Source organism: Vibrio sp. QJM3NY_15 (genome assembly GCF_057785995.1).
Window position 1 is genome coordinate 1,975,976 of sequence record NZ_CM173517.1, and the last position, 14,592, is coordinate 1,990,567.

Sequence of the window (14,592 nt, forward strand, 5' to 3'; positions counted from 1 at the left end):
AAACACCTCACGCCTTTGTTAAGGTGCTTATTATATTATTTACTTTATGCTATAAATTTAGATATAAAGTTTTAACATCAAGTCAGTTCGTTAGTATCGACATAACCTTATGTCAGGACACCTTCGAGCATTATCAGGCGAGCCTATGACGGATAATTTCTCCCCTTCTGCCAGTACGATTGTGGCAAAAGATTCTAAAAGCAACGAGCATGCAGTCAGCGATTTTGCTATTTCTGAGTACTTATCGAAGCCTTTTAAAATCGAACTAACAGTCATTTCAAAGAACTTCGTTATCGATGACCAACTGGGCCAAAAACTCTCTATCACCCGCTTTGTTAATGACACCGATAACTTGACCGCTACGCGAGTATTCAACGGCATTGTTACACAAGTTCAACTGCTGGGTATGGACAGTAATCTGCAGTACTCTAGTTACCGCGTCACCCTAAGGCCATGGTTCTGGTTATTGAAACACACCCACTCTTTCCGTGTTTATCAAAGCCAATCGACCAAAGACATCGTTTCAGATGTGCTAACCCAAGCTGGTTTCAGTGGCTCCTTTAAGGCTGGCACGATGCCCTCGTCAAAACGTGAATATTGCGTTCAATACGATGAAAGCGACTTTGATTTTGTAACACGCTTGCTCGCAGAGGAAGGCGTTCACTACTTTTTTCAACACAGCGATTCCGACCATCTAATGATGCTGCAAGACGCGCAGAGCCCTTTTCAAAAATCTGATCCTAGCAAACTCGACATGATTGAAGTTCCTTCAGGCAGTAATCCATTACTTGATAAATGGATGCCACAAAGCCAGTTTCATGGCGCCAGCATCGAATTAACCAGTTATGACTACTCACAGACTAAACTTGTGAGCAGTAAAGAGAAGAAATCCAGCCATACAATCGCTAACAACACCAAGTTAACGAAACAGTTTTACCCGAAACTTGGCATCACGGGTGGAATGGAAGATCTCGCCAGTAATCTAGTTAAACGACGTATCGAACAACTAGAACAAAATTATCAAACTGTCGAAGCCGAAGCACAACACGATTCATGTGAATTAGGTACATGGTTCTCACTGTCATCCCACTTAGACAAATCTCAACTCGGCGATTATCTGGTCACGGAACTTCACACTCGATACAACACTGAAAATCACTGTGAGACACGGCTCACCCTACTTGATACTTCAATTCCTAATTATCCGACGCCGCGAGATAAGGCCAGAATACACGGCCTACAAAGCGCAATTGTCGCAGGAAGCACCGCGGGTGAGATAAATCAGGATGACCAAGGCAGAGTTCGTATTCAGTTTCATTGGGATACGGAGGCCTCTGGTGACAAAACAAGTTGTTATGTGCGGGTTGCTCAGATGATGGCAGGCAGTGGTTATGGTGCTCAGTTTATCCCGAGAGTAGGACAAGAGGTACTGGTCAGCTTTATTGATGGCGACCCAGACCAACCGATTATTACAGGAAGCGTCTACAACAGTAAAAATCCGCCGCCTTACAAAGAAGCGAACTCGACGAAAACAGGCATTAGTACTAAGTTAAGCGGATTGGCCAATGAACTCTATTTCGATGATAAGAAAGACAATGAGCTCTTGTATATGCACGCGACCAAAGACTTCACCAAAGAAGTCGAGAACAACCTGACTGAGACAATCAAAGGCGAACTGCTACAGAAAACAACCAAGCAAGTTACCGTCTCAACTGAAGATAACTACACATTGAGCTCAGACAAAGCGATCAGTGAGAAAGGTAAGTCCATCTCGCTAGAAGCCGATGACAAGATAGAGCTGACGGTAGGATCAAGTAAGATCACCATGTCTTCATCTTCCATCAGTATTGAAGCCAGCAACATTGATATTAAAGCGAGCAGCGCGCTAAACCTTGAAGGGTTGAATGTGACGAGCAAGGCAACATCCGCCAATAAGATATCCGGTGTGACAACCGCTCTCGAAGCAACAAGCTCCAACAGTATCAAAGGACTCAGTGTCGCCATTAAAGCGGATACGACACTGTCAGCTGAAGGCTCATTAAGTGCCGAATTTAAATCTGGTTTGAAAGGCACTTTTGATGGCGGAGTGATGGGCGAGCTGAAAGGCGCAATTGTTAAGGTGAATTAATGTGTTCAAAGAAAGTCACCTATCAATATCAAATCGCGATGGAAGATCATCAGTCACCTCGGACAAAATTTAGGTAGAACGAAAACATGTATAAGAAAATTCCATATCAGACTGGCAGACAATTACTCGACAGGTTCTCTAGCTCTGACGAAGCACAAGCTCTGATTGATGAAGAGCTCAACATTGATGATTCCATTGAAGCTTTATTGGAAAACGAACTCTATTTCGACTTGGTTCAGTTTCTTGCGCACGGGCTGCCTGTTCGAGAAGCCATTTGGTGGGGCGCGCATACACTCGATGCAAGAAATGATGTGTGGTCTACAATGCAAAAACAGTGTATTTCAACAGCCAAGGCTTGGGTGAAATCACCTTCAGAAGAACAGAGACGAAAAAGCGAGCTTTTTTCCAACAAGCTTAAATTGAATTGCGGGCCATCTTGGTTGGCTCAAGCCGTATTCTGGAATGGAACAGGCAGTATCGTGGCTCCAGATTTACCCAGCGTTCTGCCCGACCCGTTTCTATACTCGAAGGCAGTCGCAGGCGCGATCAACCATTCTGCGGCCTTACCCAATTGGGATAAAACCGACGAGTACTATAAGAAATCCATTGGTATTGCTCTCGAGCTTGCCAAAGGCAGCCAATCATAAAGTTACAGATGACAGGAGTGAACGATGACATTAGCCGCACGATTAACTGATATGCATGTTTGCCCAATGCAGACGCCCGCGGTTCCACCCATTCCCCACGTTGGCGGGCCAATCAGTGGACCAGGAGTCCCTACGGTTCTCATTGGCAATATGCCAGCCGCGACGCTTGGGGACATGTGCGTTTGTGTCGGGCCTCCAGATAGCATCATCAAAGGCAGTGCCACTGTGCTCATAATGAGTAAACCCGCTGCGCGTATGGGCGATACTACAAGCCACGGTGGCACGATTGTTCTTGGCATGCCAACCGTGATGATTGGTGGTTAAACACCTTACATTTCATAGGGTTTCAAATAATCGTGACATCCGTCCACTTTCTTAGATGAAGTTCAAAGTTTTAAGTAAATATCTATTTTGCATGAGACTTTTCAAGAAAAAGCTCTAGAATTAATAAATGTTAACAAGTGTTTACGAAACATAAGGAATATGTATCGAAATTAACACTTAATGCGAGCGGGATAACAAATAGATTTTTTACAGGATGTATATGACAGAAATCGCTAACCTACTTGTTCCAATCTCAAATGAAGAGCCATCAGGCTCTTACTTGAAGTTAGATCGAAGTGCCTACCGCAGCTTGAGAAACGTTTACAATAGCGCTCAATCTTCATTTCGACAGTTGGTTGAAACGCCTGATGCATCGTCTGACCCCGCCATTGTTGATGCCAATACAGAAAATTGGGCTGAATTGAGAAAAGTTTCAGAAGAAACACTTGCTGAGCAATCTAAAGACCTCGAAATATTAGGTTGGTACATCACTAGTCAACTTTTCACTTCAAAGCCGTTTTATAACCTTGCTAACGCTGTCCCTACTCTGAATCTTTTCATCGACCAATTTTGGGACACGCTCAATCCAATGCCACCAGAAGCTAAACTCAAAGCTTCTGACGAGGCAGAGAAAGCAAAGGAAATCACTGAATTCAGAACTAAACCCCTACTTCAATTAGTTGGAGAGTCTGCTGACTCAAGCTCTGTGTACATCCCTTTTCAAATGCTCGATTTTTGCGGTGGTGTTACATTCGGCGATTACCTCACAGCTGAGCGTAAAGGCAACATTGCAGAGCTGAAAGAAACAGCGTTAGGTTTGTTTGATCAAAGCGTTTCAGAAATACTTTTTCAATTGGCGAATATTTATAGTGAATTAGAAATTGCCGAAAAAAACCTAGCAGGAAAATGCCAAGCCGTTGGCGCAACCGTTATCAGTTTCAACTTCATCAAGACCAACGTGCGTGATCTGATTAAAGCAATACATTTTCTTGTTGGAGAAAAATTCACGCCTTGGCCTTTGGATAACGACTTCCACGTTCTACAGAACGCACCTGAGGAGCCTCAGCAAAGTGATTCGATACATTCGGCATCCCAACAATCGAATTCAGCCTCGAACGACTTAGGTTCCGCATCTGAAGCAAACCAAAGTCCAGGCCAAGCTAACCCAGTAAATCAGGGTAATGAAAGTGTTGCTAATGGCAGTCCGGCTCAGGCAGCAAACGGTCAACCCGCTCAAACTCAAATGGCCGTACAAAATGTATCGAGCATCAACGGCATTGTGAATCGTGACCATGCGTTTCAAGAGATTAGAAAAATAGCGGAATACTTTAAAGAAACAGAGCCTCATAGCCCTATCGCTTTCTTACTTGAGCGTTCTATTCGTTGGGGCTACATGAGTTTCCCTGAGTTACTCCAAGAAATGGTTGGCAATGACAATGTCATCGCCCAGATCAATCAAATGACCGGAATGGACAACCTAGACAAACTCGATTTGTCGGGAAAGTCGGTTCCTCTAACAACTTCCGCTCCGGTGAGAACTCCGGTAGCGACCTCGACTATTGAAGAGCCAGCGGCAGTATCGCCAGTTCCTGATAGTTCAAATAGTACGACAGATACAAACCAAACATCTGAACCGACTTCCAACTCATCATCGAGCAGCCTGCAAGATTTTGAGTGGTAAAGCACATTAATGCGTTGAGCAAGGAGAAAGTAATGGCTTCTATTTTTATGAGAATTGATGGTACGACACCAAAAGGTGCAGCAACGGTAGAAAAGATCGGGGGTAAAGATGGATTCTTTGCACTTGATAGCGTTTCTTGGAGTGCAGTGCGTGGTGTTGGTATCGATGTAGGTAATGCAAACAATGCGGACCAAGGTATGGTTGCTCTTGGTGAAGTCAACATGACTCGTGGCTGTGATGGTGCAACACCGCATCTAACCACATTCTTATATGCGCCAGGCCCTGAAGGTCGCACTGTTGAAATCGTGATGACAAAACCAAACCGTGAAGGTTCTGGTGCTGATCCATACCTGATTCTAACGCTAAAAATGGCTCGTATGTCTAGCTACAACATGTCGGGTACCGACGGTTCACTTCCAAGCGAATCATTCAGCCTAACCTACACAGAAATTTCTAAAGCTTACTACATTGAATCAGACGGCGGTAAGATCGAGAAAGGCCCTGAAGTTGGCTTCGATGCTACTACAGCTAAAGTTACTTCAACTGCTAAGTAATTAAACAAGGAGAGTTACCGTGGCACTAAATTCCCAACATAAACGCGTAAGTAAGAACCGCGTAAGTATTACCTATGACGTTGAGACTAATGGCGCTGTAGAAACCAAAGAGCTCCCTTTTGTTGTTGGGGTTATTGGTGACTACTCAGGCCACAAGCAAGATAAAGAAGAAGTAGAAGATCGTACCTTCTATAACGTTGATAAAGACAACTTCGATACGGTAATGAAGCGTGTAGGTCCAGAGCTATCATTAAAAGTCGATAACGTTCTTGCTGGTGATGACAGCCAATTTGCGGCGAGCCTTAAGTTCAATTCGATGAAAGATTTCGAACCTGAAGCGATAATCGAACAGGTTGAACCGCTTAAGAAGCTAGTCGAAACCCGTAATCAACTGAAGGTACTGCTTTCTAAAGCCGATCGTTCTCGCGACCTAGAAAAGCTACTTAAAGAAGTTCTACAAAGTGCAGATACGATTAATGCTCTTTCTGATGAGCTTGGTATTAAAGAAGAAGGAGCTGAGTAATGAGTACTGAAACTGAGAATCAAGCGCAACCGGAGGCGGCGGAAGGCTCACTGAGCTTCCTAGACCGTGCGATTGAAGCAACCACTCAAACACCCGCTGACACCACGAAAGAACTGTTTTCTGTACTAACAGAGCAAGCTCTTTCTGGCACGGTGACATGGGATAAGAACGTTACAAAGACCATTGAAAACGCTATCTCTGAGATTGACAAGAAACTGTCTCAACAGTTATCTGAAGTCATGCAACAGAAAGACCTACAAAAGCTTGAAGGTTCTTGGCGTGGTCTACAAAAACTGGTTAAAGAGAGCGAACTTGGCCGTGATCTTAAGATCAAAATGGTCGATTACACTCAAGAAGAGCTGCTTGATCAATTCGAAGATGCGCCTGCGATTGACCGCAGCCCACTATTCAATGCGGTTTACCAAGGTGAGTTCGGTACTGCTGGTGGTGAACCTTACGGTACGTTCATTGGTGACTACGAGTTTAGCGCGAAAGATGAAGATGTTGCCCTACTTCGCTACATGGGTGAAGTTGCTGCAGCGTGTCACGCACCATTCATTGCTGCTGCAAATGCTGAGATGTTTGAGTTTAACGACTTCCAAACCTTCTCTGAAGGCAAACCGGTAGCCGCTGGTTTTGACTCTCCTGCATACGCAGCATGGAATTCATTCCGTGAAAGTGATGATGCACGTTACGTAACGCTAACGCTGCCTCGTACTCTGGCTCGTCTACCTTATGGTGACAAAGGTCTAAGTACGGATGTGTTCTCTTATGAAGAACTTAGCACTGATATGGATGGCAATCCTAAACCAACCAGCAATGATCAGCTAGTTTGGTCAAATGCAGCGTATGATCTGGGTCTTAAAATGACTCAAGCGTATACCGCGTCTGGCTGGTGTACTTCTATTCGTGGTCTAGATAACGGTGGTAAGGTCGAGAATCTTCCAAACCTAACTTACAAGTCTGAAGCTGGCGATCTACTTCAGCAGTGTCCAACAGAAGTTAACCTAACAGATGAGCGCGAGAAAGAGCTTTCAGACCTTGGTTTCCTTCCTTTGGTTCACTACAAAAGCTCTAACTACGCAGTATTTATCGGTGGTCAAACAACTCAGAAGCCTAAAACCTTCACTGACCCAGATGCAACAGCAAACGCGGCAATTTCTGCGCGCCTACCTTACATCATGGCGAGTAGCCGTATCGCCCACTACTTGAAAGTAATGGGTCGAGACAAATTAGGCTCGAATCTTGAAGCTCCGGATATCAAACGAGAGCTACAACTATGGATCGACCAATACACCAACGCTGGTGCAATTGGTAATGAGCAACGTGCAAAAACCCCTCTTTGTGAATCTCGCATTGAAGTGGTCGAGCAACCTGGTAAGCCGGGTGCCTACTCAGCAGTCGCTCATTTAAGACCTTGGTTACAACTTGAAGAATTGACTACCTCAGTTCGAATGGTTGCGAAGATTCCAGGCTAATATGGATTTGGCCGGAGCAATCCGGCCAAAATTTTGTATGAAGTTAAATACAGAATGGCAAAACAAATTCAACCAATTAGATGACACAGATAATACCTTTATGAAAGAGGCTTTATCTCTGTTATCTGAGCTAGACAAACACTCCTTAAGCTCTAAATCCTCACTAATTTCATTGATATCAACACTTATATCAACAATCGATACTAAGCTCAGTTTGCAGCTTGATGAAGTCTTACATGAACCAGAGTTTCAAAAGCTAGAACGTAACTGGCTAAGCCTTCAACAACTTGTTTCCCTACCCGTCAGCTATCAAAGAGCTCATGTGAAGCTACTCGATATGAATTGGGCGGAGATCTCCAGTGACGTAAACCAAGCCTATTCAACCAAATCCAGCGACTTGTATAACAAGATAGGCAACAACGAATTGAATACCTTAGGTGGAAACCCTTTTGGTTGCATCACATTCAGTCACCCTATCTCGATGGACATCGATTTTGACGCTGATTACGACGATCTGTTTACCGTAGAACTGTTAGGAAAATTAGGTGAAGCGACACTCTGCCCTATGTTGTTTTCGCCAGTCTCCACGTTCTTTGGTGAAAGCGGCGCAGATTGGCTATCAGACATAGAACGTATCAACAAGATCCTTTCCGGCCCCGACTTTAAAGCGTGGCAAGATTTACGCAGTAAACCAAGTTCTCGCTTTATCGGCATGGCGCTTCCTCAAGTGCGCCTTCGTGAGGCTTACCAAAACCGACGAGCAGGATTTATTTATAACGAGCAAGGTAAAGGCTGTTGGGGTTTAGCCAACATGGTACTGGCAACCACGATCATGCGAGAGTTCCACCGTGTGAACTGGTTTGGTTTTTTGAAATCTCGTTGGAACGATAAGCTTCAAGGCGCCGTCATCAACCTTCCTGCGAATCACTATTTCGATAGCCACCTGCAAAAGCCAGTAACGGACATTAGCTTGTTCGGGCAACTGTCGAATTTCTACGCGCAGAGCGGCTTTATCCCATTAGCGAAGAGTCCTTTAACCGATAAGTTTTACTTCAATGGTAACAATTCGATTTGGCAATGCGGACAAAGTGACAACGACAAAGTACTGACCCAAATTCAAACCACACTGATGTCTTGCCGAATCGCGCACTACCTAAAAGTTCAAGTAAGAGAGATGATAGGTAGCTTCAACAACGCCACAGAATGTGAGTTGTTTTTAACACACTGGATAGAGAAGTTCTCAAGTAACGTTTCATTTGCCAATGAGGAAACCTTATCCAAATACCCACTCAGCTTCGCCAAAGTGAGCGTGACGGAATCGAGTTCTCAAGCTGGCAGCTTCGCTTGTACTCTGCGCATTGTTCCTCAATACCAGTTTGATTACTTCAGTGGCGAAGTGGTCCTAACTACCGACCTAAATGAGGTGGCGTAATGAGCTTTTGGACAACCTTTATTAGCGATTCGAAGCCTTATAAGGATGCAGAGATTGAAGACATCAAGTTCCATCTCACCAAACTCCTAGAAGCTGAGGCATCACTGACAGACATTGACAACAGATTGGTCGAAGTAAACCGTTCCAACTTGAAGTTTGGTATCGAAGATATTCAGTTATTGAGTGCAACCTTAGAAAAGACTCAGCTTACCTTACGTATAGAAACATGGATTAAAAGCTTTGAACCACGATTGCACAACATATCCGTTGAGCTAGGTGAACGTAAAGAAGGCGATAACTCACTGTCGTTCAACATCATTGCCAAGGTAAAGACTAGCTATGGTGAACAGGACCTAATCTTTGATTCCAAAATCGCATTAAGCGACTTAACGACCTCTTTAGAAGAAGATAACTATGACTGAACCTATTATGCGTTACTTCGAGCAGGAACTGGCCTTTGTGCGCCGTTCATTAGGACAGTTTGGCCAAGAATATCCGACGCACGCTGAAAAGCTCAATATTCATCAAGGTAAGATCGAAGATCCAAGTATGGCTCGTCTCTTGGATGGCGTAGCACTATTAAATGCGAAGGTAGAAAAGAAGCTATCAGAGCAGTTACCTGAGGTTATTGAAGGCATTTTAAGTGTCCTCTATCCTTCTTATATTCAGACTGTGCCTAGTGTCGCTTATCTTGAATTAACTACCGAAGACGGCCCTGTTGAATCCAACATCTTGCCAAAAGGGTCTCTGTTTTCGAGTACAAACACAAAAAATGAGTGCTTATTTAGAACCGTTGATGAACTTAAAATTGCCCCGTTTAACCTAAGCAACATCAAAGCTTTAAGCGCCCCATTTAGTTTTAACAGACCCAAATCGGCCAATCAAAGCTCTGCTGTTGTTCAAATATCACTGAACACTGGTGACCCAGAAGTACATTTCAGCCATTTAGAACTGAATGACCTCGATTTCTTTGTCAAAGGGTTTGAAAATAACGCAGACTCACTAGTCGAACTTCTTCTCAATAACACCTTGTCGATTTCGATTTCAGACAGTGAATGCGCTCGACACGTAACCGTTGATAGCCACCAGCTTAAGAACCGAATTAGCGACCTCGAGTTTAAGTTTCTACCTGAGCATGGAAATCAATTCACGGGTTACCAACTGATTAACGAATTCTTCTTTTTCAAAGAGAAGCGACAATTCTTCAGGCTCAAGAATTTTGCCGAATACGCGAGACAATTTGACGAATCTGAAATCGTCATTAACTTATTCATGTCATCATTACCGTCTGAGTTTATCCGCTTATTCAATAAAGATGTCTTCAAGCTCAATGTGATGCCCGCGATTAACTTGTTCGAACAAACAGGCGAGCCGATCCCTTACGATCACAGAACCCTTTCTGTTCCAGTCAATGCCGACGCGCACAGTGACAACAATATCGAAATCATTGAAATTCAGAACGTTTACGAAATCACGCCCAATGGTGAGATACCTTTAGTCCCTCTTTTTAAAGAAAAATATTCACACAACCAACAGTACGACTACTGGCAAAGCAAACACAATCACTTCGGTGAAATGAGCATTGCGATTTCGTTATCTGAAACGCCAAATACTGAATTCAGTAAGCTACTCGGTACTCGCTTACTGTGTACTAATGGCAAACAAGCTTGTGGTGTAAGTGGCACGTTAGAATGCCTAGAAAGCATCGACCTACCCGGTGAGTTTTCACCTATTTATCCACCTTCAGCACCCATTCCCAAAGAAGTTGACCAAAACATCCATTGGGAATTTATTAGTTTACTGAACACCAATTTTTCATCATTGGTGCAATCGAGCAACCCAGTCGCCGACCTAAAGCACATGTTGAGTTTGTGTAGTCGTGAACAGGTATCAAGCGCTGAAATTCAGATGATTCATTCCATTACGTTCAACTCCCAAGTGTCCGCTATTCGCGTGTTGGGCAAGAACGTGTTCTCTCCCGGAACCGAGATTGAACTGACACTCGATGCGACCTCCCCTTATTTGGCGTTTGCCGATGTGTTAAATCGCTTCTTCCAGCAATTTTGTAGCTTTGACCGATATATTCAACTCAAGATCCGTATTTACGGACGAGATGGTATCGTCAAAAAGTACCCTAAAATTCACGGTAGTCAATTGTGTCTATAACGCAGAAAATATCGGTAATACCGCCAGCGATACATAGTCAAAGCGATGGCCATAGGGAGATGATATGAAGAACTTCATCGAAGATTTAGCAACTCAGCCTGAGAAATACGACTTCTCACAGGCGATGAGGTTGTTGGATCAACTTCAGTCCCAAAGTACCGCGCCGTTACAGATTCAATTGAAATCTGAGGCAATGCCGACGGGCAATCCTCAGGAGATTCAATATTTCTCGTTAAAGGGAAATAAGGCCAAGCTCAGACTAGCGAAGCAAGCGCTCTCTGGCGTTAAAGGCGTGATACCGAATTATATTTACGAAGAGCTATTAGCGGCGATACACAACGAAGATCATTCTCTGCAAGATTTTCTGGACGTGTTCAATCAAAGACACTTCGAAATTACCTATCGAACCAATGCACGACGTTGGTTGCTCGTTGAAAGCGAACAAAACCCGAAGAAAACTGCGTTATTGAATCACTTAGCGGCGCTAGGGAAAGAACACAAAGAGTACCTTCAATACTCTTTGCTACTGAGCCAACAAAGCCGCAGCCTTACAACTTTGAAAAAGATCCTAAATGACTTTTTCCCTTATTCGATAGAAGTTGAGTGTAAAGCCTTTGAACGACGTCTTTTACCTGCAGATTCATTGACTCGAATCGGTACTGACCGTGACTTCAACAGTCGCTTAGGACAAGGTTTTTTAGTTGGAAAAACCTGCCTAGCCCACTTTAATAATTTGAATATTTTCGTTACTCCGGAAAACAGACAGGAGTTTCTAGAAATTCAACAAGATGATCAATTTGCCAAAGCCGTGTTGTCTTTGACTCAGCATTACCTAAAAGACAGTACGCCCATTGCCATTTACCTGAACGTTAAGCGTTCATATTTAACCAGACCCCGTTTATCAAGCAACGTTTCTATTGCCGCTCGTTTAGGTGAGATTGACTACCTAGCACCTGAACGTAACCCCAATGAAACCGTAAAGATTTTGCTTTTGTAGTTCGTAATACGGAATGTATAGATTATAGAGATACAAGGAATTGACTATGACACAAGTAACTCTCACTAACTTAGTAGGAAAGCTATCTCCCGAGCTAAAGCAAGCGCTGGAAGCGTCGGCGGGCGCGGCGATGAACCAAGGTGTTGGAGCGATAGAAACAGAACACTGGATTCTTCAACTCATCTCGCAGAAAGACGCAAAACTCATGGCGCTGTGCGAATCTCAAAAGCTTTCATTAGACGCACTAGTTAATGAACTGACCAAGAAAATCTCTATGTTGCCTAAAGGTAATGAAGGTCAGCCAACATTAAGCCACAGCTTAACTGAGTTGATCAAAGATGCTTGGATGATTGCATCTGTAAACTACGGTCACGGTGAGATTGTCAGCTTGCACCTTATTCAAGCGCTGATGCAACAAAACGTACTCGGTGTGAGTACCCTGCAGCTTGAAACATTAAGCAGTGTGTCTTTAGAATCTCTGCAAGGTCTGATCAAGAAAACCCCTATTGCACGCAACTCTGCCACGCCTTCAGCTACTGGAACTGTCGACACCACACCCGCAGGCAACGACGCATTAAGCAAATACACCGTCAACCTGACTCAACAAGCGATTGATGGGAATATCGACCCAATTTCTGGCCGTAATGCCGAAGTAAGAAAAGCGATTGATATCTTATGTCGTAAACGCCAAAACAACCCGATTATGGTAGGTGAACCTGGCGTGGGTAAAACCGCAGTTGTCGAAGGCTTAGCACTAAGAATCGCCGCGGATGAAGTCCCGAGTGCGTTACAAGGCGTACAAATTCACTCGCTAGATCTTGGGTTACTGCAAGCTGGAGCTAGCGTTAAAGGTGAGTTTGAAAACCGCTTAAAAGACGTCATCAACGAAGTGAAAAGCTCTGAAATTCCTATCATTGTTTTCATCGATGAAGCTCATACGCTCATTGGTGCAGGCGGTGCTGCCGGACAAAACGATGCAGCCAACCTTCTCAAACCAGCACTAGCACGTGGTGAATTCAAAACCATTGCAGCGACAACTTGGGCTGAATACAAAAAGTACTTCGAAAAAGATCCTGCTCTAACACGTCGATTCCAAGTCGTAACCATTGAAGAACCTAACGCTGAAGATGCAATGCAAATGCTGCGTGGCGTAGCCGCTTCATTGCAAGCTCACCATGGTGCGTTTATCGCAGAGTCAGCAATAGAAGCAGCGGTTAACCTATCTATCCGTTACCTACCAAGTCGTCAACTACCAGACAAAGCAATCAGCCTGCTCGATACCGCCAGTGCACGAATTGCACTGACACAAGGTGCGAAACCTGAGGTATTGGAAACGCTAGAGCAGACCATTCGCTATCAAGAAAACGAGAAGTCGGCGCTTGAGAAAGAGGATGCCTTGTTCTCCAACAGTGCTGAGTTAATCAAAGAGCTCACTCTATCAATTGAAGAAAACCAAAAAGCATTGGCTGCTTATTACACGCGTTGGGAAAAAGAGATTGAGTTAGTCGACCAAGTCAAATCTGTTCAACAAGAGATAACCGAAGAACAAGAGCAAAATGCGGTTGATTCCAACAAACAGAAGCAACTCGATACTCTAAGAACTGAATTAGCGGGTCTTCAAGGGGAAGAACCTCTTGTTTATGCCATGGTCGACGACAACACCATTGCTCAAGTCATTGCCAATTGGACAGGTATCCCTGTGGGCAACATGATGAGTGATGAAATCGCCAAGCTGCTTACCTTGGAAGATGAACTTAATACTCGAGTAATTGGCCAAGATGTTGCGAAGAATGAGCTAGCAAAAGCGATTCGCATCTCCCGTGCTGGTTTAACCGATAATCGTAAACCTATTGGTGTGTTCTTGATGTGTGGCCCGAGTGGTGTGGGTAAAACCGAAACCGCCATGGCGCTTGCGGAGCAACTGTACGGAGGTAGTAACGACCTTACCGTGATTAACATGACCGAGTTCAAAGAAGAACATAAGATCTCTATGTTACTCGGCTCGCCTGCCGGTTATGTCGGCTTTGGTGAAGGAGGTGTGTTAACGGAAGCTATTCGACGCAATCCTTACTCAGTGCTTCTATTGGATGAGATGGAGAAAGCACACCCTGGCGTGCATGACTTGTTCTATCAAATCTTCGATAAAGGCCATATCAAAGACAGTGAAGGTCGCACCGTCGATTTCAAAAACACCATCATCATTATGACGTCGAACGCAGCCGACCAAGCTATCTGTGATGTATGCGCTAAAACCACAGACCGTATCGACAACGATGAGTTACTTGAAGCCATTCGTCCAGATCTGCAGCAATACTTTAAGCCAGCTTTCTTAGGCCGAACCACCATTGTTCCTTATTACCCACTTAATGATGAAGAGCTCGCGAAGATCACTGAGATCTCTCTAAACCGAATCAAGAAGAAACTTGCAGAGCAATATCAAGCTTCATTCACTTGGGATGCGGATTTCATTCAGTTCGTGGTTGACCGTAATACCGACCCAACCACAGGTGGCCGTGCTGTTGAACAAATCATTAATCGTTCATTGATGCCTAGATTGGCTGAAGAGTGTATTGGTCGTCTAAGTCGTAGCGAACCGATAACTCAAGTTACTGTTAGCGCGACCAACAATAGTGCCGACTTCGATTTATCTATTAAGTAGGTC

At 44.2% G+C, this 14,592-nt stretch carries 12 protein-coding genes; all 12 read left to right on the forward strand.

The window, feature by feature from the left end:
• The first annotated feature begins 145 nt into the window (after positions 1 to 145).
• The 12 genes from AC3CKG_RS08965 to tssH all read left to right on the forward strand — a co-directional run bounded on the left by AC3CKG_RS08965 (position 146) and on the right by tssH (position 14,589).
• On the forward strand, positions 146 to 2,128 hold the full coding sequence (locus tag AC3CKG_RS08965; RefSeq protein WP_488528200.1) for a type VI secretion system Vgr family protein: 1,983 nt from the start codon (positions 146 to 148) through the stop codon (positions 2,126 to 2,128).
• A gap of 86 nt (positions 2,129 to 2,214) precedes the next feature.
• Positions 2,215 to 2,775, forward strand: a complete 561-nt coding sequence (locus tag AC3CKG_RS08970) for a DUF6931 family protein (protein WP_488528201.1) — start codon at positions 2,215 to 2,217, stop codon at positions 2,773 to 2,775.
• 24 nt (positions 2,776 to 2,799) lie between these two features.
• Positions 2,800 to 3,099 (forward strand): PAAR domain-containing protein, encoded by a 300-nt coding sequence (locus AC3CKG_RS08975; protein WP_017110734.1) that lies wholly within the window; start codon positions 2,800 to 2,802, stop codon positions 3,097 to 3,099.
• A gap of 220 nt (positions 3,100 to 3,319) precedes the next feature.
• Positions 3,320 to 4,780, forward strand: coding sequence for a type VI secretion system protein TssA (locus tag AC3CKG_RS08980; RefSeq protein ID WP_488528202.1), 1,461 nt, complete (start codon positions 3,320 to 3,322; stop codon positions 4,778 to 4,780).
• 32 nt (positions 4,781 to 4,812) lie between these two features.
• Positions 4,813 to 5,334: an Hcp family type VI secretion system effector gene (locus AC3CKG_RS08985; protein ID WP_065111266.1), complete on the forward strand. Its 522-nt coding sequence runs from the start codon at positions 4,813 to 4,815 to the stop codon at positions 5,332 to 5,334.
• A 19-nt stretch (positions 5,335 to 5,353) separates the two neighbouring features.
• Positions 5,354 to 5,857 (forward strand): type VI secretion system contractile sheath small subunit, encoded by a 504-nt coding sequence (tssB, locus tag AC3CKG_RS08990; protein ID WP_017110737.1) that lies wholly within the window; start codon positions 5,354 to 5,356, stop codon positions 5,855 to 5,857.
• Positions 5,857 to 7,335, forward strand: coding sequence for a type VI secretion system contractile sheath large subunit (gene tssC / locus AC3CKG_RS08995; protein WP_102311365.1), 1,479 nt, complete (start codon positions 5,857 to 5,859; stop codon positions 7,333 to 7,335). Before tssB ends, tssC begins: the two co-directional genes overlap by 1 nt.
• Positions 7,336 to 7,372: 37 nt before the next feature.
• The gene (locus AC3CKG_RS09000) at positions 7,373 to 8,767 is read left to right on the forward strand and encodes a type VI secretion system contractile sheath domain-containing protein (RefSeq protein ID WP_488528203.1); all 1,395 of its coding nucleotides are present in this window, start codon (positions 7,373 to 7,375) and stop codon (positions 8,765 to 8,767) included.
• A complete protein-coding gene (gene tssE / locus AC3CKG_RS09005) occupies positions 8,767 to 9,189 on the forward strand; it encodes a type VI secretion system baseplate subunit TssE (RefSeq protein WP_488528204.1) in 423 nt (140 codons plus the stop codon). The genes AC3CKG_RS09000 and tssE overlap by 1 nt, the downstream gene beginning before the upstream one ends.
• Positions 9,182 to 10,933: a type VI secretion system baseplate subunit TssF gene (gene tssF / locus AC3CKG_RS09010; protein WP_488528205.1), complete on the forward strand. Its 1,752-nt coding sequence runs from the start codon at positions 9,182 to 9,184 to the stop codon at positions 10,931 to 10,933. Before tssE ends, tssF begins: the two co-directional genes overlap by 8 nt.
• Before the next feature lie 64 nt (positions 10,934 to 10,997).
• Positions 10,998 to 11,930 carry a type VI secretion system baseplate subunit TssG gene (locus AC3CKG_RS09015; RefSeq protein WP_488528206.1) on the forward strand — a complete coding sequence of 311 codons (933 nt, stop codon included), beginning with the start codon at positions 10,998 to 11,000 and terminating at the stop codon, positions 11,928 to 11,930.
• A 46-nt stretch (positions 11,931 to 11,976) separates the two neighbouring features.
• The gene (tssH, locus tag AC3CKG_RS09020) at positions 11,977 to 14,589 is read left to right on the forward strand and encodes a type VI secretion system ATPase TssH (RefSeq protein ID WP_488528207.1); all 2,613 of its coding nucleotides are present in this window, start codon (positions 11,977 to 11,979) and stop codon (positions 14,587 to 14,589) included.
• Positions 14,590 to 14,592 lie beyond the last annotated feature (3 nt).